General features: G+C 51.7%; 15 protein-coding genes and 1 pseudogene. 4 read left to right on the forward strand and 12 right to left on the reverse strand.

What is annotated here, in order from left to right; translation table 11 throughout:
* Window positions 1-66 precede the first annotated feature (66 nt).
* A complete protein-coding gene (locus tag B7992_RS07340; RefSeq protein WP_088665935.1) occupies window positions 67-1,047 on the reverse strand; it encodes a PD-(D/E)XK nuclease family transposase in 981 nt (326 codons plus the stop codon).
* Window positions 1,048-1,388: 341 nt separating this feature from the next.
* On the opposite strand from B7992_RS07340, the gene B7992_RS07345 reads away from it, so the two are divergent.
* Both B7992_RS07345 and B7992_RS07350 read left to right on the forward strand, forming a co-directional pair.
* On the forward strand, window positions 1,389-1,676 hold the full coding sequence (locus B7992_RS07345) for a nucleotidyltransferase family protein (RefSeq protein ID WP_088665936.1): 288 nt from the start codon (window positions 1,389-1,391) through the stop codon (window positions 1,674-1,676).
* A complete protein-coding gene (locus B7992_RS07350; RefSeq protein ID WP_073160344.1) occupies window positions 1,663-2,082 on the forward strand; it encodes an HI0074 family nucleotidyltransferase substrate-binding subunit in 420 nt (139 codons plus the stop codon). The genes B7992_RS07345 and B7992_RS07350 overlap by 14 nt, the downstream gene beginning before the upstream one ends.
* 92 nt (window positions 2,083-2,174) lie before the next feature.
* On the opposite strand, the gene uca is transcribed toward B7992_RS07350, so the two are convergent.
* The 8 genes and pseudogenes from uca to B7992_RS07390 all read right to left on the reverse strand — a co-directional run bounded on the left by uca (window position 2,175) and on the right by B7992_RS07390 (window position 11,796).
* A complete protein-coding gene (uca, locus tag B7992_RS07355) occupies window positions 2,175-5,774 on the reverse strand; it encodes an urea carboxylase (protein ID WP_088665937.1) in 3,600 nt (1,199 codons plus the stop codon).
* Between the two features lie 28 nt (window positions 5,775-5,802).
* A complete protein-coding gene (locus tag B7992_RS07360) occupies window positions 5,803-6,633 on the reverse strand; it encodes an alpha/beta hydrolase (RefSeq protein ID WP_073236853.1) in 831 nt (276 codons plus the stop codon).
* A gap of 8 nt (window positions 6,634-6,641) precedes the next feature.
* Window positions 6,642-7,286, reverse strand: a complete 645-nt coding sequence (locus B7992_RS07365) for a DUF1989 domain-containing protein (RefSeq protein WP_217897589.1) — start codon at window positions 7,284-7,286, stop codon at window positions 6,642-6,644.
* A gap of 17 nt (window positions 7,287-7,303) precedes the next feature.
* Window positions 7,304-7,945: an urea amidolyase associated protein UAAP2 gene (locus tag B7992_RS07370; RefSeq protein WP_073160336.1), complete on the reverse strand. Its 642-nt coding sequence runs from the start codon at window positions 7,943-7,945 to the stop codon at window positions 7,304-7,306.
* Between the two features lie 85 nt (window positions 7,946-8,030).
* Entirely contained in the window at window positions 8,031-8,747 is a 717-nt protein-coding gene (locus B7992_RS07375; RefSeq protein WP_073236858.1) for an urea amidolyase associated protein UAAP1, read from the reverse strand.
* Window positions 8,748-8,781: 34 nt separating this feature from the next.
* Window positions 8,782-9,633, reverse strand: a complete 852-nt coding sequence (locus tag B7992_RS07380) for an ABC transporter ATP-binding protein (RefSeq protein ID WP_088665938.1) — start codon at window positions 9,631-9,633, stop codon at window positions 8,782-8,784.
* A 103-nt stretch (window positions 9,634-9,736) separates the two neighbouring features.
* Window positions 9,737-10,681, reverse strand: a pseudogene (locus tag B7992_RS07385) (ABC transporter permease subunit); the annotation flags it as partial.
* 137 nt (window positions 10,682-10,818) lie between these two features.
* Window positions 10,819-11,796 carry an ABC transporter substrate-binding protein gene (locus B7992_RS07390; protein WP_073160328.1) on the reverse strand — a complete coding sequence of 326 codons (978 nt, stop codon included), beginning with the start codon at window positions 11,794-11,796 and terminating at the stop codon, window positions 10,819-10,821.
* A gap of 264 nt (window positions 11,797-12,060) precedes the next feature.
* Between B7992_RS07390 and B7992_RS07395 the strand changes: the two genes are divergently transcribed.
* The gene (locus B7992_RS07395; RefSeq protein WP_176421880.1) at window positions 12,061-13,080 is read left to right on the forward strand and encodes an ROK family protein; all 1,020 of its coding nucleotides are present in this window, start codon (window positions 12,061-12,063) and stop codon (window positions 13,078-13,080) included.
* A gap of 10 nt (window positions 13,081-13,090) precedes the next feature.
* Here B7992_RS07395 and B7992_RS07400 read toward each other — a convergent pair whose 3' ends face one another.
* The 3 genes from B7992_RS07400 to B7992_RS07410 form a co-directional block, all read right to left on the reverse strand.
* Entirely contained in the window at window positions 13,091-14,110 is a 1,020-nt protein-coding gene (locus B7992_RS07400) for an HAD-IIA family hydrolase (RefSeq protein WP_088665940.1), read from the reverse strand.
* Window positions 14,111-14,184: 74 nt separating this feature from the next.
* Window positions 14,185-14,829: a hypothetical protein gene (locus B7992_RS07405; RefSeq protein ID WP_073160322.1), complete on the reverse strand. Its 645-nt coding sequence runs from the start codon at window positions 14,827-14,829 to the stop codon at window positions 14,185-14,187.
* A gap of 124 nt (window positions 14,830-14,953) precedes the next feature.
* Complete coding sequence (locus B7992_RS07410) at window positions 14,954-15,853, reverse strand: aspartoacylase (RefSeq protein ID WP_254917648.1); 900 nt, start codon at window positions 15,851-15,853, stop codon at window positions 14,954-14,956.
* A 167-nt stretch (window positions 15,854-16,020) separates the two neighbouring features.
* Here B7992_RS07410 and B7992_RS07415 point away from each other — a divergent pair, with 167 nt between their 5' ends.
* Window positions 16,021-17,589, forward strand: coding sequence for a biotin attachment protein (locus B7992_RS07415; RefSeq protein WP_073160320.1), 1,569 nt, complete (start codon window positions 16,021-16,023; stop codon window positions 17,587-17,589).

Consider the following 17,589-nt stretch of genomic DNA (forward strand, 5'->3'; position numbering starts at 1 on the left):
TCATCTCTACAAAAAAAACTGCACCGTTACGGCGCAGTTTTTTTTGCAATAATATGCCAAACAGAATTATTTGTCCGCGAGCATTTCCAACATTTTTTTAGCTTCCTCTATTTTATCTTCAGAAACCCCAAGAGAACGCATAACTTGAATGCCATCAGCATGACCTTTTTCTAACCCTTGTTCAATGCCTTGCTCAATGCCTTTTTTCAAGCCTTCATTGATGGCATCGTCAATGCAGCAATCGATATCATATTGAGTCATCATAGAAAAAGCCTGCCTTTCAAGAATCTCTTTTGGAGTCCTGCGGATGCGCAGCCGTTCATAAGCGTCGCGGATGGCGCCCTGGGCGGTGCTGGGAATTTCGTCGCGACTGCCGCAGTTGTCGATGAAGTCCATCCATTCGCGTTCCCTTTCGGGCACGTCCTTCGCTCCTTTCAGCTTCGGCAGCTTGATGAAAATATAATTCAAAACATGGCTTACGGGCAAGGCGTCCTTGTTTCCCAGGTCGCTCTTGCGGTAGATTCCCCAGGAGTCGCGATAGTCCTTGTTGCCGTCGGAGGCATTCTCGCAAATCCAGATGCTATAAATCTTGGGCATGCGGTAGCGTTCCTTGAGGGAGAGCTCCCTGCGGCGCTTCTTCAGGGAAAGAAGTTCCTCGCGGTGGGCTTCGGCGGCCATGACAGCGCCGTACAAAACTACACGGTCCTTGAAATGAGTGTGCCCGAATCTCTGCATTTCAACATCGATGTATTCACCGTTCTTTATCCTGGCGCGAACGTCTACTCCTACGATATCGTCGCTGGGGTAGATGACAGCCAAGTCGCGGTTCATGTGTTCTACGTCCGTGATGGAGTCCTTCTCATCAAGACGGAGTACGGCATTCAGAAAATCGATCAGGATTTCCTTGGATTCAAAAAGCCTGATGAAGGCTGTATTTTCCTTTGCAGAAAGGAAGGTGGAGTGGCGCAGAAGTTCCGGAATTTCCTGTTCCGGAAGGTCCTGGTTCAAAATAACGCCAAAATCGGCGTGAGATCCCGTTCTGACCATGGGATTCCTCTTGAGTATAAAAGTTGACGTTGTGGAGCCGATTTCAAAAGATCCATTGAAATCGGGAGCCCTACGTTACATACTCAGGAAGCGCTTTCCCAGGTAACCTGCAGCGATCTTGCTTCAGTAAAGTCGAAAGCCAAGTGCCGCGAGCAGCAAGCAGAGAGTGAATGGCCGCGCACGAATGCCGGATGAGAATACTTAGAATATAAAAACATATAGTTTAACAGGCAATACCCCAAACATTGAACTTGGCTCCCACTTCATAAATAAGAACTTTAAACCTCTCTATAAAAAAACTGCACCGTTACGGCGCAGTTTTTTGTTATTATATTGAGAGTATGGTGAATATTCCTGAAACATTGCTGCAGCAGATAATTCAATTTGCAAAGATATGCAAGTTGAATCGTGTTGTGTTGTTTGGATCTCGAGCCCGAGGCTCTCATAGAGATCGTAGCGATGTGGATTTGGCCGTTTTCGGAAAGAATGTCGCTGAATTTCAGTTTATGCTCGAAGATGAAGCAGATTCCCTTTTATCATTCGACGTTGTCGACATGGGAACCGTTGTCTCTCAGAAACTGAAGCAGAATATAGAGCGAGAAGGAGTTTGCCTTTATGCAGAAGTTTGAAAATTTCAAAAACTGTTTTGAAATACTAAGGAAATCCGAAAAGGCAAAGGCTCTAGCCGATGAAATTTACAGGACAGGAGTTATAGGTCAATTCGGTTTGACATTTGAACTAGCTTGGAAAACTCTTCAAGAATTGATGAGAGATCACGGCATTGAAGAAGCAGAAAATGGTTCCCCTAGAGAAATTTTACGCGCAGGATTTAAGTTTGGTTTTCTGAACGATGAATCTATTTGGCTCCAAATGTTGAAAGACCGAAACTCAGCAACTCATATTTATGATGAAGATGCATTTAATTTAGTTCTTGACCGAATTTACTCCAGCTATATAGATTTATTCAACAACTTTAAAATGACAATGGAATCGAAAATTTCATTGTTAGAAAACAACGAAGAGAATAAGCTTTAGTTTATAACAAAAACCCGTCTCGGCTTTCACCGGGGCGGGCTTCTTGTTATGTGGAGTTCAAAGGGAGTCCCCGACGGAGTCGGGGATTTTTGTTAGTTAGCTTTTACAGCGAAGAGGCATTGGCCGGAGCGGATTTCGCCGCCTTGCTTGCCAAAGACCTGAGTGATGACGCCGTCTTCGTCGGCAACCACCGGGATTTCGGTCTTCATACTTTCGAGGATGGCAAGGGTGTCGCCGGCCTTGAACTTGGCACCCACTTCAGAAACCACCAGTTTCCAGAGGGAGCCTGCCACAGGGCTGTACACGCCTTCTTCACCATCGGCCAGAGTCACTTCGGCAGCGGGGGCTGCGTCGGCGCTATGGCTTTCGAAAGTAAACTGTCCGTTTGCAATCCAGCGCTGCTTTTCTTCTTCGAAGGCGTTCTTGCGCTTGGTTTCGAAAGCATTGATGGTTTCGGCATTTTCGGCCAGGAACTTTTCGTATTCAGTGATGTCGAAGGAACTTTCGACGATCTTCACATGGAACTTTCCGGCAATAAAGTCCTTGCGCATTTGCAGGAGTTCATCGGCACCCACTTCGTAATACTTGACCACGTCAAAGAAGCGGAGCAGGTAAGGCAAGGTAAAGTCGCTTGTCTTCTTGAAACGGTTCCACATCTGAACGGTACGTCCGACAAACTGGTAACCGCCAGGGCCTTCCATGCCGTAGACGCACATGTATGCGCCACCGATACCCACAGCGTTTTCGGGAGTCCAGGTACGGGCGGGGTTGTACTTGGTAGTCACCAGGCGGTGGCGGGGATCCAGCGGAGTTGCCACAGGGGCGCCCAGGTAAACGTCGCCAAGGCCCATGACCAGGTAGTCGGCGTTCATCACGATGTTCTTTACATCGGCAATGGAATCCAGGCCGTTTACGCGGCGGATGAATTCGATGTTGTTGGGGCAGCACCAGGGAGCACCTGGACGAACGGTAGTGACGTACTTTTCGATTGCCACACGAGTCTGGGGGTCATCCCAGGAAAGGGGCAGGTAAACGGTACGGGTGGGAACCTTGGTAACCTTATTCTTCTTCAGGTGTTCTGCAAGGTCAGAGAGTTTTGCAAGCATTTCGCCCTGACGGATCTTGGTCACGTCAAAATGAATCTGGATAGAGCGAATACCCGGGGTCACATCAATGACCAGGTCAGCCATCTGTTCCTTTACAGCCAGCATCCAGGCGTGTGCGGTAAAGCGGAGGCGAAGGTCAATGATGGCGGGGCCAAATTCCACCAGCACATAGTTGTCGCCGTCGGCACGAACCACGATGTGTTCCATTTCGTCGGCGCTGTCCTTATGGAATTCAGCAATAATGGGCGTTACAACAGGGGCTGCCACCAGAGCGGGAATTGCTGTAGAGGCTGCAGCAATGTTAGCGAGATTTGCTTCACGGGCCAGGCGAATTTCTTCGGCACTTTCGGCAGTAAGGGGAACAAACTTTACGCGGTCACCGCTGCGGAGCTGACCCATCTTCCAGAGTTCAGAAGAAACGATGGTGACGGGGCAAGCAAAACCACCAAGGCTGGGGCCATCCACGCCCAAGATAATGGGCATGTCACCAGTAAAGTCTACAGTACCGATGGCGTAGGCATTATCATGAAGGTTAGACGGATGAAGGCCTGCTTCACCACCATCAGGGCGAGCCCACTTAGGCTGAGGTCCAATCAGGCGGATACCGGTTCTAGAAGAGTTGTAATGAACTTCCCAGTTGGCAGCGAAGAATTCATCGATGTCTTCCTTGGTCAGGTAATCGGGAGCGCCGTGAGGGCCGTACATCACGCCGATTTCCCATTGGGTACTGATCTGCGGAAGAGCAGCCTCTGCAGGGACCATGGGTTCCGTGGCAATGGCGTTACCGATGTGGAGGATATCGCCTGCAGCCAGGGCGCGGCCACCATGGCCACCAAAACCGCCCAGGGTAAAGGTAGACTTACTTCCCAGATAATCGGGAACGTCAACACCACCGCGAATTGCCAGGTAAGCACGCTGACCCATCTTGGTAATGCCGAACTTCAGAACGTCACCGTCGTGAACTTCAACAGGAGTGTTCTTGGGGCATGCGGCACCATTCAGCTTCGCCGGAAAATCACCGCCCACCCATGCAATCACCGTGTCGGTGTGGAAGGCAAGGGAGCAGCCGGAAAGAGTCATTTCGATACCGGCAGCGTCATCGGCATTACCCACAATCTTGTTGGCCAAGCGGAAGCTGTAGTTATCCATGGGGCCGCTAGGAGGAATACCTACGTCCCAAAGGTTCAAGCGACCCGGATAATCCTGGATCGTGGTCTGGAGACCCGGAGCCAGCACTTCAAAAATCTTGTTTTCGTACTTGTAATCGTTCAGGATCCAGGTAGAAACCTTGCCCGTAATAAAGGCATCCATTTCAAGGACATCTTGCAAGAGCTTGATGTTGGTCTCGAAACCGCAGAGCTTGACCTGCTTCAGGACTTCGCGGGCCTTGGCAATGTTGTCTTCGCGATCGTCGCCGGCCACAATGACCTTTGCCAGCAGGGGATCGTAGAAGGCGCTGACTTCGGTACCGCGGGAAACCCAAGTATCTACGCGGATTCCTTCGGGGAAGGAAACTTCGGTCAGGAGGCCGCTGGAGGGGCGATAGTTCTTGCCCGGATCTTCGGCGTAAACGCGGAATTCCATGGCGTGGCCCTTGGGGGTAAACTGGGCGCCAATTTCGAAGGGGCGGATTCCTGCAGCCTGTTCGATCATCCAGCGGACCAGATCCACACCGAATACGGTTTCGGTAACACCGTGCTCCACCTGCAAGCGGGTATTTACTTCCAGGAAATAGAACTTGTCGTCGTTGGCATCGTAAATGAATTCCACGGTACCTGCAGAACGGTACTGCACACCTTGAGCCAAGCGGAGGGCAGAAGCATGCAGAGCCTCGCGAGTCTTTTGGGGAAGGCAGGGAGCCGGAGTTTCTTCCACCACCTTCTGGTTACGGCGTTGCACAGAGCAGTCACGTTCGCCAAGGACAACGGCATTGCCTTCGCCGTCACCGAAAATCTGGACTTCTACATGACGGCCGCGTTCCACATACTTTTCTACAAAGAGGCCTGCGTTCTTGAAGTTGTTTTCGCTAAGGCGCTTGATACGGTCGTAGCTTTCGCGAAGTTCTTCTTCGCTGTGGCAAATAGACATACCGATGCCGCCACCGCCTGCAGTGCTCTTGAGCATGACCGGGTAACCGATTTTACCAGCGCCGGCTGCGGCTTCATCTACACTGTTCAAGAGGCCAGTACCGGGAACCAGAGGCACGCCAAATTCTTCGGCCAGTTCCTTACTGCGATGCTTCAGACCGAATTCAATCAGTTGCTTGGGAGTGGGGCCAATGAAGGCCACACCGTTTTCTTCGAGGGTCTTTGCAAATTCAGCATTTTCGCTCAAGAAACCATAACCCGGATGCACGGCTTCGGCACCGGTCTGCTTAATGGCAGCCAAGATGGCATCTACATTCAGGTAGCTATCCTTGGCGGCGGCAGGGCCTACACGAACAGCTTCATCAGCCATCAAGACGTGAGCGGCAGTTTCGTCGGGATCGGAGTAAACCGCCACGGACTTCACGCCCATTTCTTTTAGAGAACGAATGACACGGCAGGCAATTTCGCCACGGTTCGCAATCAGTACTTTCTTAAACATTTTTAGTTCCTTTTTATCCACACAACAATTATTTCCCTGCCATGATGTTTAGTAGCCGGGAAAGAGCGCCATTGGGATTTTCCAGTTCCGTAAGGATTGAAAAATGGTCATGGCCATCTAGCAGGGAATAGCTTCCCGGTATACGTTCCGCAGCTCGAAGAGCCGCAAATTCAAGACTCTGACGGCGCAGTTCCGGAAGTTCCTTGCTTCCAGAAACAACGATTACAGGCTTTCTCACAAGGGGGGCGCGAGCAGGACTCAGGCGAAGAATCTCTTCGGCAGTCAACTGCAATTTTTTATTCAGGTAGCTCTTGGAAATAGGCTCCAAATCATATATGCCGCTAATGGCCAAGGCTCCCTGCACACCCGTTTCGTCGAGAACAGAAGTGCAAAGGTGACCGCCGGCAGACCAGCCAGACACATAAATACGATCAGCATCAAAGCCCAGTTCGTCGGCACGGCTGCGTAGAACCTTTATGGCCAAACGGATTTCGTAGACGATTCCCGTCAAGGGCATTTCGGGAGCCAAAGTGTAGCCTATGTTCGCTACGTTAAATCCGTTGGCCAAAGGGCCCTGTGCAAGAAAGCGGAAAGTTTCCTTGCAACGCATCTGCCAATAGCCACCATGAATAAAGACAAACAGGGGGGCCTTTCGATTACCACAGCTAAAAAAGTCGAACTTGTTCCGAGGGTGAACATCGTAGGTCATGTCTAGGGAAGAAGCGAATCTTCTGGCCAAGGCATCGCTACGCAGGTCGAACCCCTTCAGCTGAATGGCGCTATCGGCAACGGCATTGGTGTTGTCGTAACCGGCATCCAGTTCAGCCTGGGTAAATCCACGGTAAACAAGTTCACTCATTTTACACCCTACTTGTCAAACACTACCATACGAATGGGAGTGGGGTTGTAATCGTTACAGGGGTTGTTCAGCTGGGAGCAATCACTCAGCAAGAACAGGATATCCATATCCACGCGCATTTCGATGTACTTGCCCGGGCCAGAAATGCCGTCGGCAAATTCAAGGCGGCCAGCATCATCCAGAATCACCTTGGTAAAGAAATTCAGGTTGCAAGTCTGATCGCGCTTACTCATGCCAAAGTTTTCCAGCGTACGCACGAAGGTATCGCGACAGCTATGCATATAGCGGGTCTTGTCCGTATAGCGAACGCAGTTGCCTTCTGCAGAGCATCCACTGCCAAGAGTATCGTGTTCGCCGCAGGTATCGGCAATCACCGTTACCATGGGGTTGTTCAGGTTGCTACGAATGACCGTACCCAATTCAATCATGGTGTTGGCCTGGGCGGTAATGGTATTGTTTGCATTGTAGCGTTCGGTTTTATCGTGCTGGTTATAAATCTGCACGTCGCCAGACTGGTTTCCGCAAACATCGATCAGGCGAAGAATCTGACCTTTCTTCAAGGGCAGCATATAACCGTCGCCCGCATTCACCGTTACATCGAAGACAGCGTCTTCAACCCTACGGGAACTTTCAAGAAGCTTCGAGTTCATCATAAACCTCTCTTGAAACCTTAGTCCCAGATGAGCATGCGGACGGGGGTGGGGTCGTAGGCGTTGCAGGGGTTGTTGAGCTGCGGGCAGTTGCTAACGACTGCAAGCACATCCATTTCGGCACGCATTTCCACATACTTGCCCGGGCTAGAAATACCGTCGGCAAAGTTCAGGTTGCCCTGTTCATCGAAGGGCACGTACATGAAGAAGTTCAGGTTGTTGACCTGGTCGCGCTTATCCAGATTTTCGGTTTCAAGAAGAACCTTTAGGAAGGATTCGCGGCAGGCGTGCATATAACGCTTGTCCAGAGCGTAGCGGCAAGTGTTGCTTTCGCAGGAGCAGGCGGAACCCAAAGTGTCATGGTCGCCGCAAGTGTCGGCAACAACAGTGAGCATGGGATTGTCATCGTTGGAGTAAAGCTTGGTGCCAACGCCTACGAGACAGTTAGCCTGACGCTGCACGGTCTGCTGAACGCTATAACGTTCAGAAGGATCGTTTGCGTTAATGAACAGAGTATCTACAGCCTGGTTCCCCTTCAGGTCCAGAATGCGGAAGGTCTGACCTTTTTTAATCAGATGGAGCCAGCCAGCACCAGCCTGCACATCTTCAGAGTAAACGGCATCTTCTTCTTTCAGCGAACTTTCAACATATTTTGTATACATCTTATAAATCCTTTTTTCTTTTTTTACTTTCCGCTCATACCTCAGAGCGAAGCGACCTCATAGCTCAAAGCACCGCAGGTGCGCCCTACAAGTTGTAGTTTGCAGTGTTGATGTAGCCGCGGCCATTTTCCGGGCACCAGGTAAAGCAAGGATCGTCTGCGGGAGCTTCATCGCAAGTGAGGAGTTCAACCTTCACGGGCTTGCGCAGATATTCCTTGGTGGGATTCAGGGGATGCATACCGGTATCGATTACAACGAGAGTGTCCATTTCGGCGCGGAGTTCTACGTAGTCGCCGGCCTTGGAGTTATTTTCGACGAAAGTCATCTTGCCGTCGGAAGTAACCACAACCTTGCTGAAGAAGTTTACCAGTTCGGTAAAGTCGCGCTTGGTCATGCCATGCTTGCCGATTTCAACCAGCAGGGAATCGTAACCGTTGCGGAAGAAGTCGTTGTGGGCAGCCTGATAGGACTTTTCGCCAAAACGTTCCTTGATGAGGCTTGCGTGGGTGCAGCCGCACAGAGGATCGTGCCAGCCAACGGTATCTTCGACAACACTGAGGAGGATGCGGCCCATGTCGCTATAGAGGCAGCAGTTCTTGGCGATGCGGCAGATGTGTTGAATTTTAAGGGTATCGCCCAGGTTAAAGCGTTCAGTGAAGTTCTTGGCGTTGTAGCACATGATGCTAGCGTTTGCGCCACCTTCAATATCGGTAAGGCGGATCTTCTGGCCCTTCTTTACGATGCGGGAATAGTTCCAGCCGCCAGCAATTACTTGTTCACACAGTACTTTAGATTCAGACATTTTTGGACTCCATTTTTTGAATTTTTTGCGACCGCTACTTCTTGGCGATCATGTTTACAATCTTGAATTCTTCTTCGGGTTCTTCTACCAGCTTGGGCGGGTGAATCAGCTGTTCAATATGCTTGCGCTTTTCGATGAATTCCGGCAGCAAGAAGCTATCCTTGTTGCGGGGGCGCGGTACAGAATGGACATCCACCATTTCCTTGACCTTGCCGGGGTTGGCCTGCAGCGTAAGGATTCGATCCGAAAGGAATACCGCTTCGTCAAGGTCGTGGGTCACGAAGATGATGGTGATATCGATGTTCTTCCAGACTTCCAGCAGGTACTTCTGCATCTGGGAACGAGTCTGGGCATCCAAAGCGCCGAAGGGTTCATCCATCAAGAGTACGCGGGGCTGCGGGGCCAGGGCGCGTGCAATAGCCACACGCTGCTGCATACCGCCCGAAAGTTGCTTGGGGAAGTACTCACCATACTTTTCCAAGCCCACAATCTGCAGCCACTGTTCCGCAATTTCTTCAGCCTCACTTCCGTGGCCAATGGATTCCAGGCCGAACATCACGTTCTTCTTCACGGACATCCAAGGGAACAAAGTGTATTTCTGGAACACCATGCCACGTTCAGCACTTGTACCCTTCACCTTCTTTCCATCTAGGTAGAATTCGCCGGAGGTTGCGGTTTCGAGGCCTGCGGCAATGCGGATCAAGGTAGACTTACCGCAACCAGAGGGGCCGATAATCGAAAGGAATTCACGACGGCGAACGCCAAAGGAAACATCATCCAATACGCGATGGGTGCCGGAACCGTTAGTCTCCTCGAAGTCCTTTACAATGTGGCGGGCTTCCAGGATAATATCTTCGGCGGGTGAAATAATCTTAGAGTCTGCCATTGTAACGATCCCTCATAGTTTTTTCTTCTGCAGTCAGGCGGAAGCTAAACACATCATCCTTAGAACCAACGACCTGCTTGAACTTGGCGGCCACACCGACGCGGCCATCTTCCCAGGCAAAGATCTTCTTGCCCAGCCAGGCGAGAATCAAGTCGCAGCCGAGACCGATAATTCCAAGAATCACGATGGCAGCATAAACATTATCGAAGTTACGGTACTTGGCCTGCTGATTAATGAACCAGGTAATGCCGGAACTTGTGCCCACCACTTCGGCCACAATCAGGTAAGTCCAGGCCCAGCCCAAAAGGATTCGCATATCCTTGTACATCTTGGGAGCGATTTCAGGGAGGATCACCTTGAAAAGGATGCGCTTGGGAGAGGCCCCCAGAGTGCGGGCGGCTTCAATCAGGGCACCGTCGGCACGGCGGGTGGTGGCGTTAATCATGGGCACCTGCTGGAAGAAAGTACCGATGATAATGATGGCGATTTTCGGAGCATCGTTAATGCCAAGAACAGCAACCGCCAGGGCACCAAAAACAGGGGCCGGGAAATAGCGGAAGAATTCGATAAACGGTCCAGTCAGCTTTTCAAAAAATGGAATAGCACCGGACAGCATACCCATGGGAACACCCACAAGGCTAGAAAGCAGGAAGGCCAGGAACACGATCTTTACAGAGTGAAGGATGCTCTGGTAGAACCATACATCGCCATCGCGCTTGGGTTCCGTAGTGAATGCGGTAACCAGGGCCTTGGCCACTTCGTGGGGTGCGGGCAAGTAAGCGGGATTGGCGCGCACACCGGTCATGGGCTTTGCGCCAGATTCCAGAAGGTTCTTGTTTTCTTCTGCAAAGTTGGCGCGATCGATTTCGTCTCCCGGCATACAGAACATGCTGTCGCCAGCATCTACCACGCGCATCAGCGGATGATAGACAAAAGGCACATAGCTGATCACGCTCCAGGTCGCCAGGGGAATTACGAAGGAAAGAATAGCCAGGACCATAGTCCACTTCTTTCCAACAGTCTTTTGAATTCCAATAGGATTAGTCATTTTATCCACACAACAATTAAGGTTTTAGGGCGCACTCTTTGAGTGCTTTGAGGTTTTAAGGTCGGCCATCGGCCTTTTAGTTTTTTCCTCTAGGCGGCAACGCCACCGACCTCACACCTCAAGCGAAGCGTACCTGATTACTTCTTCAAGGCGTCTTCAGTAAACTTGGGCATGATGAAGCGGTTTACGTCCACGTTCTTGTCGTACACCTTGTTCTCTACAAAGAACTTGTCGACGATCTTGCTGGAACCAAAGACGGAGTTATAACCTTCGCCCTTCTTGAAGTACTTCACCGATTCGCTCAGGCGCAGGAACTTGGTACCGTTCATGAACTTTGCATACTGGGATTCAGAAATGCCCACGCGAGCGGCAAGAATCTTGACGGCCTCATCCTTGTTTGCGGGGTCATTCAGATAAGCCACCACATCATCCCAGGCTGCAACAACCTTGGCCCATTCAGCCTTGTTCTTCATGAGGGATTCCTGAGAGACCACCAGCAAGTCGTAAATGATACCCGGTTCGTTGGCACTGGTGTAAAGTTCCTTGGAACCCTTCACCTTTTCAAGGGCGTTCACGGAATGGGGAACCCAGGCCACCACGGCGGAAACTTCGCCGGATTCCAGAGTCTGTACCGCCTGATGGGTGGGCATATTCACCAAGGTCACATCAGAAGGCTTCAGGCCATTCTTGGTAAGAGCGTTAATCAGCAAGGCATGAGAAAGACAGCCAATTTCTACACCCACCTTCTTGCCCTTCAGATCCTTGATGGAGTTAATTCCCGGAGCGCCGATAATCTTGTCGTTACCGTTGCTGTAGTCGTTAATCAAGATGGTCACGTTGCGGGCGCCGGTAGCGTTCAGCACCATGGCATCACCGTTGGCGACACCTACGGCATCCACCTTCTTGGCGGCAAAGGCATCCATAGACGGGCCGTAATCAAACCATTCCAGCTTTACATCCACATCGTGCTTCTTGAAGAAGCCCTTCTTTTCGGCAATTTCCCAGGCAGTCCAACCCGGCCAATCGCTATAGGCGATCTTCAGTACCGGCTTTTGTGCGTAAACGGTTGCGGCAAGGGCCATCACACCAGCAATTAAAAACTTGGAAATATTCATAAACACCTCGTGGGTAAATTGTTTTACGCCCCTTTTTACGCAAAGGCCGTGCCAACTTTTCAGAAACCCACGATTTTTACAAATTTTACCGGTTTTACATAACCGTAGCAGCACGGTAGCATTTTGGTAGGTACATCATTTGTAAAACGACTTTATAAAGTCGGCAGTTTATTTTCAACTTCTGTAAAAACAACAAATTTTTATAAACGGCATATTTTTTGCTGCATTCATTGTTAGTTTTACTCACGGAAAAAGAGAATGAACATGGCAAAAGAAATTCGCTCCGCAGCAGAGATCAAGAAGCAGAACGTGGCTAGCATCAAGCGAGCCATTCTAGAGATGGGTTCCGTCACAAAACCCGAGGTGGCCGAAAAGACAGGCCTCAGCGTAGTCACCTGTGGAAGCATCCTCAACGAGATGACCGCAGAAGGCTCCATCGTAGAAGAACGGCTCCGCTCGTCTAGCGGCGGCCGCCGGGCCATGAGCTATCGCATCAGCGAAGGCGTGGGCAACACCCTCTGCCTTTATGCCTTTACCGAAAGCACTGGATCATTCATTCGCTACCAGGTTCGCGACCTGATCGGCAACGTAAAAGACGCCGGCTTCACTCAGGAGCCCGTCATCAACGTCACCACCCTCAGCGAAGCCATCAAGAGAATTTGCAAGCCCGAACTGAATGTCAAAATCGTAGTCCTTGGAATCCAGGGCTGCATCAACAACAACATCCTGGAATATTCAGACCTTACAGAACTCAGCGGACTTAACGTGGCCGCCGAACTGGAAAACGCCACCGGCTTCCCCGTCCGCGTCGAAAACGACATGAACACCATCGCCGTGGGCTACCGCAAGAACTGCGAAAAGAAGCTGGATTCAAAATCCGGCAGGAACGTGGCCATCCTGTTCTTCCCCAAGGGGCAAACTCCCGCAGGAGGATTCATCGTAGACGGAAACATTCTGCGAGGAGCCTCCAACCTGGCAGGGGAACTCTCCTTCTTCCCCTACAACTTCAAAAAGGAAGACCAGCGAGTCGTCTTCAGTTCCATCGAAAAGGCCCAGCCCACCATCAACCGCATGATCCTGGCCACCACCGTGTTCCTGGACCCGGCCGTAGTCGTCATTACCGGCGGTCTCTCTAGAGAAGTGGATTGCGACGCCATGACCAAGTATCTGCAAGACAACCTGAAGCGCCCCCAGATTCCAAGAATTGAGGCCCGCCCCGTCATCGAGAGAGACTACTTTACCGGCCTCCACAGCATCGCCGTGGACTACATAATCGACGGTTAAATTTTACAGGTTACAAATAAAAGTCCGGACGGATTCCCAGTTCGAGTTCATCTACCAGCAATTCCGCGGCAGGTTCATTTCGGCCCACAACCAGGGCACTGTCAAAGCCAGCCACGCGGGCCCCAAGAACATCCGTTCCCAGGGTATCGCCAATCATGATCACCCGGGGCTTGCGCCCATTAAAAAGGGACTCGGGCAAAGAAGCGCTAACCTTTTTCCAGATCGCCGGGAAGGGCTTTCCCAAATAGTAAGTGGTACAGCCCTTGCCGCCATTACCGCAGTTACCGCCATTGCCGCCGTTAGATTCGTCTACGGATTCGCGACGAAGGCGTTCACAAAGGGCCCCAGAGACAGGCTCACGGGAACCGTCAATTTTCGGAGCCCAGGCATCGGAATTCAGCACCAGCAAAATAGCACCGGGACGTCTTAGAATTTCTACAGCGCGGGCATAAGTTTCATCGGTATCCTTCGCCGAAGAAATGGCCACCACGGGCTCTTCGGGGAATTCGTCGGGCGCAACCGCCGTCATGCCACATTCCGCCAAGACGTTCTTACCGGTTTCCCGCCCGATGTAGTAAACCTCACGCAATTTCAGAGGGCCGCAGGCCTGATTTGCATTGGCGGCGGTTCCGGCCCGCAATTCCTTCACCAGGTCCTTCAGCAAACTTCCCGACGAAATCGTCTCCGCTTCAGAAAAGTCAAACCCACGCTTTGCGGCATCCGCCGCCAGCACGCGGTCTACATCGCTGGCCGCATTGGTAATCAGGCGCACCTGCTTGCCCGCAGAACGCAAGGCCGCAAACCAGTCCCGGGCCCCCGGGTAAACAAAGGCACCGCGGTTATACAAGGTCCCATAGCCATCAAAGCAGAATGCGTCATACTTCTCCAGCAGTTCGCCAAAGGATACCGCCTGCGGTTCAGCCGCACCGAGGCCCTGAGCGCCAAGGCCATCGCGGTTTTGGGGCAGACAGCCATCCCGATTCAATATTTCCAGATAGCGCTTGTAAATCTCAGTCTCAAAAAATTCCATTTAAAGCTCAAAAAAAAATGCGCCGGTTCTTTCAAAGCCGACGCAGTTCAACAACGAGTTTGCCGCCTAAAAAATTAAGCGTCGCTTCTCAGAATGCCGTAGTCGCGGCCTTCTACGGGAATCACCAGCTGCAGGCGGGAAAGCACGTCGATATGCTTGTCGAATTCCGCCTTGAAATCTTCGCCCAGAACTTCTTCGTCGTCGTGGGCCAAGTTGTAGGCGATGTAGCTGCCATCGGGGAAAATGGAAATGCAGCAATCCCAGGTAATGTCGCCTTCCTGTTCCTCTTCGTCGTCATCGCGGTCCTTGCTTTCAAGCATCAGCATGGGCTGGGGAGCGGGAATGGCGTCGGCATGGCCGTTCTCGAAAATGAAGTAGTTGCGGCTGATCAGCTCATGTTCCAGGGCCATGGTGCTGGGGGTACGTTCGAACTCGTTGCGCAGACGGTGGATATTGCCCAGGTCATCTTCGTAAGGGTCCTGGAAATCTTGGGGCAGCACCACCTGATAGTAGTCAAATTCCTTGCCCTTGGCGGCATAGGTATCGGACCATTCCTTGGGAGGTTCGGGGCGGGTCGTCAAGAAATCTTCAAAAGCATCCAGGATGTCGGACAAGCGGGAACTCCACTGTTCGCCCTTCTGCTTCTGCACCAGTTCCATGAAATTCTTAAGGCGTTCTTCGCCATTCACTTCTTTCAGTTCTTCGTTTTCTTCAGCCATACAATCGTTCTCTTGTTCTAAATAAATTCTAGTTCCTTCGCTCCGCTCAGGATGACGCGGAAGGGGTTCAGGATGACACGGAAGGGAGGTCAGGATGACATCGCTTTCAAGATGTTCCAAATTTTTACCACTCTTCCACGGTCTTTGTGGTGAGGCTCATGGCGATGTCTTTTTCGTAATAGGCGGGTTCGCTGATAAAGATGGGGTACACCGGGCTTTCACCATGGTACAGTATATCCTTACCGTCAAACATTCTGAACAGCTTATCCCCATCCTTCAATTCACAATAGTCGTGTCCCATGAGATTGGGGTGGATCATGGCCTGGATCGCTCCACCGCCCTGGGGCTTGGGGTAGCCGATATCCTTGAACTGGGTGTACACATCCACCTTGATGGGCGGGCGTTTCTGCAGTTCGCCGCGGTTCCATTCTTCGGCCAGTTCCAGGTAGCGCTGGACCAGCTTTTCGGAGCGCTCAAAAATGGCGGCGTCCAGAGTCCCGTGCTGCTGGGGGCCAATCTCTACGCAGATGTCCGCCTTGGCCACCGTACCGAAGTAGGGCGAGGCGCTGCGTTCCTCGGGCTGGTAATAAATCCAGGCGTCAGAAAATTCCTGAGTCAAAACCGCAGAGGCTCTCATGCAGAAGGGATCCCTGTCAGAAAGGATCAGGCACATGCCCATGTTGGATCCGGTGTTGTGGACATCCAGGATCAGGTCGGTTTTGGTATCGGGGCCCTTGGGTCCGTAAATTTCGTTCAGTTCCTTAGACCGGCGGAACTCATACTGCTGGGGAGTCCCATTCATATCCAGGCAGGTCTGGGAGAAGGCGCGGTTCAGGTCGTGGTCCCGATAGCGGCGGTTCAACCTTATGGCTTCGGGATTGGCAAGTACCAGTTCGACCTTTGCACTTTTACATAAATTGTTATAACATTCAGGATTATCCATCCACTTCTGAACCAGACGCACACCAGTACGCTCGTTACCGTGGGTGCCCCCCGAAACAACAATCGTATTTATCAAGCTCATATTTCAAATATAAATATTCTCTACCTAGTCCGTTTTGAGGTTTATGATTGTAAAAAGTATCGTTAGACCTAATTTAGGTTCAACACGGGCCTACCACATTTATTATATTCATCGGCGTATTTTATTGAATTAATACACACGGGGTTATAAGCCCCATAGGAAGACACATGAAAAAGATCAAGTTCCAGGATACCTCCTTCCGTGATGGTTTCCAGTCTATTTTCGGTGCCCGCGTGTTCGCAAAGGACTTCATGCCGGCTGTTGAAGCTGCATGCCACGCAGGTATCACCCACTTTGAAGCAGGTGGCGGCGCCCGTTTCCAGGCCCTCTACCAGAACTGCGGCGAAGACGCATTCGACATGATGGACGAATTCCGCCGCGTCGTTGGCCCCAAGGCTCGTCTGCAGACCCTGGCCCGCGGTATTAACGTTGTGGCTCTGGCACCCCAGCCCCGCGACATGATCAAGCTCCATGCCGACATGTTCAAGAAGCACGGCATGACCCGTATCCGTAACTTCGACGCTCTCAACGACGTGAACAACCTGATCTACTCCGGTAAGTGCATTACCGAAGCCGGTCTGGAACACGAAGTCGTGGTTACCATGATGGAACTTCCTCCGGGATGCGAAGGCGCACACGATGCCGCTTTCTACGAACGCATCCTCAAGAACATCCTGGACGCAGGCGTTCCGTTTGCTTCCGTTTGCTTCAAGGACGCTTCCGGTACCGCCAACCCCACCAAAGTTTACGAAACCTTCAAGCGCGCTCGTAAGCTCCTGGGCGACGATGTCGAACTCCGCATCCACAGCCATGATACCTGCGGTACCGGTGTTGCTCAGTACAAGGCAGCTATCGAAGGTGGCGCAGACGGCGTTGACCTGGCTCGCAAGCCCCTTTCCGGTGGTACTTCCCAGCCCGACCTGTTCTCCATGTTCCACGCTCTCAAGGGCACCGACTACAAGCTGGCTCTCGGCGAAGACGGTATCGTTGACGATCACATCAAGGAACTCATGGACGCAAACAACGTCGCCGTTGAATGCCTCAAGGACTACAACTTCCCGCCCGAAGCTCGTCAGATCTCTCCGGACGTGATTTTCTCCCCCATGCCGGGTGGCGCACTTACCGCCAACACCCTCATGATGCGCGAAACCAAGACCTTCCACCTGTACGACAAGGTGATCAAGAACATGAGCGAATGCGTGGCTCGCGGTGGCTTTGCTTCTTCCGTGACCCCGGTTTCTCAGTTCTACTTCCAGCAGGCCTACATGAACACCATCAACGAAAACGCTGGTCGTGATCGTTGGTTCAAGATGACTGAAGGCTACGGCAAGATGCTCCTTGGCTACCAGGGTAAGACTCCTTGCGAACCGGATCCGGAACTGGTGAAGATCGCTGCAGATCAGTTCGGCATGAAGCCGTTCGCTGAAGCTCATCCGGGCGTTCAGTGCGCAGAAGAAATCCTCGAACCGGGTATTCCGGCTGCAAAGAAGCAGCTCGAAGAAAACGGTCTGCCTGTTACCGACGAAAACATCTTCATCGTTGGCTGTCTCCAGACTAAGGCTGGCAACAAGGGTATCGAATTCCTCAAGGGTAACCGTCACATCGGCGTTCCCAAGAAGGACCCCAACGCTGCCCCGGCTGTGGACACCAAGAACATGAAGGCTGGTCAGGCTTCCACTTACCGTATCGCCCTCGGCAACCAGAGCTGGGACGTTCAGGTAAGCACCCTGAAGTAG

Origin of the sequence: Fibrobacter sp. UWH1 (genome assembly GCF_002210365.1) — a bacterium.
Lineage (GTDB): Bacteria > Fibrobacterota > Fibrobacteria > Fibrobacterales > Fibrobacteraceae > Fibrobacter.

Excerpts from the sequence above, each read along its gene's own strand:
- B7992_RS07340 (WP_088665935.1), bottom strand. The coding sequence starts at position 1,047 with ATGGTCAGAACGGGATCTCACGCCGATTTTGGCGTTATTTTGAACCAG.
- B7992_RS07360 (WP_073236853.1), bottom strand. The coding sequence starts at position 6,633 with ATGAGTGAACTTGTTTACCGTGGATTTACCCAGGCTGAACTGGATGCC.
- B7992_RS07395 (WP_176421880.1), top strand. The coding sequence starts at position 12,061 with ATGGCAAAAGAAATTCGCTCCGCAGCAGAGATCAAGAAGCAGAACGTG.
- B7992_RS07370 (WP_073160336.1), bottom strand. The coding sequence starts at position 7,945 with ATGTATACAAAATATGTTGAAAGTTCGCTGAAAGAAGAAGATGCCGTT.
- uca (WP_088665937.1), bottom strand. The coding sequence starts at position 5,774 with ATGTTTAAGAAAGTACTGATTGCGAACCGTGGCGAAATTGCCTGCCGT.
- B7992_RS07405 (WP_073160322.1), bottom strand. The coding sequence starts at position 14,829 with ATGGCTGAAGAAAACGAAGAACTGAAAGAAGTGAATGGCGAAGAACGC.
- B7992_RS07400 (WP_088665940.1), bottom strand. The coding sequence starts at position 14,110 with ATGGAATTTTTTGAGACTGAGATTTACAAGCGCTATCTGGAAATATTG.
- B7992_RS07415 (WP_073160320.1), top strand. The coding sequence starts at position 16,021 with ATGAAAAAGATCAAGTTCCAGGATACCTCCTTCCGTGATGGTTTCCAG.
- B7992_RS07365 (WP_217897589.1), bottom strand. The coding sequence starts at position 7,286 with ATGATGAACTCGAAGCTTCTTGAAAGTTCCCGTAGGGTTGAAGACGCT.
- B7992_RS07410 (WP_254917648.1), bottom strand. The coding sequence starts at position 15,853 with ATGAGCTTGATAAATACGATTGTTGTTTCGGGGGGCACCCACGGTAAC.
- B7992_RS07375 (WP_073236858.1), bottom strand. The coding sequence starts at position 8,747 with ATGTCTGAATCTAAAGTACTGTGTGAACAAGTAATTGCTGGCGGCTGG.
- B7992_RS07350 (WP_073160344.1), top strand. The coding sequence starts at position 1,663 with ATGCAGAAGTTTGAAAATTTCAAAAACTGTTTTGAAATACTAAGGAAA.
- B7992_RS07390 (WP_073160328.1), bottom strand. The coding sequence starts at position 11,796 with ATGAATATTTCCAAGTTTTTAATTGCTGGTGTGATGGCCCTTGCCGCA.
- B7992_RS07380 (WP_088665938.1), bottom strand. The coding sequence starts at position 9,633 with ATGGCAGACTCTAAGATTATTTCACCCGCCGAAGATATTATCCTGGAA.
- B7992_RS07345 (WP_088665936.1), top strand. The coding sequence starts at position 1,389 with ATGGTGAATATTCCTGAAACATTGCTGCAGCAGATAATTCAATTTGCA.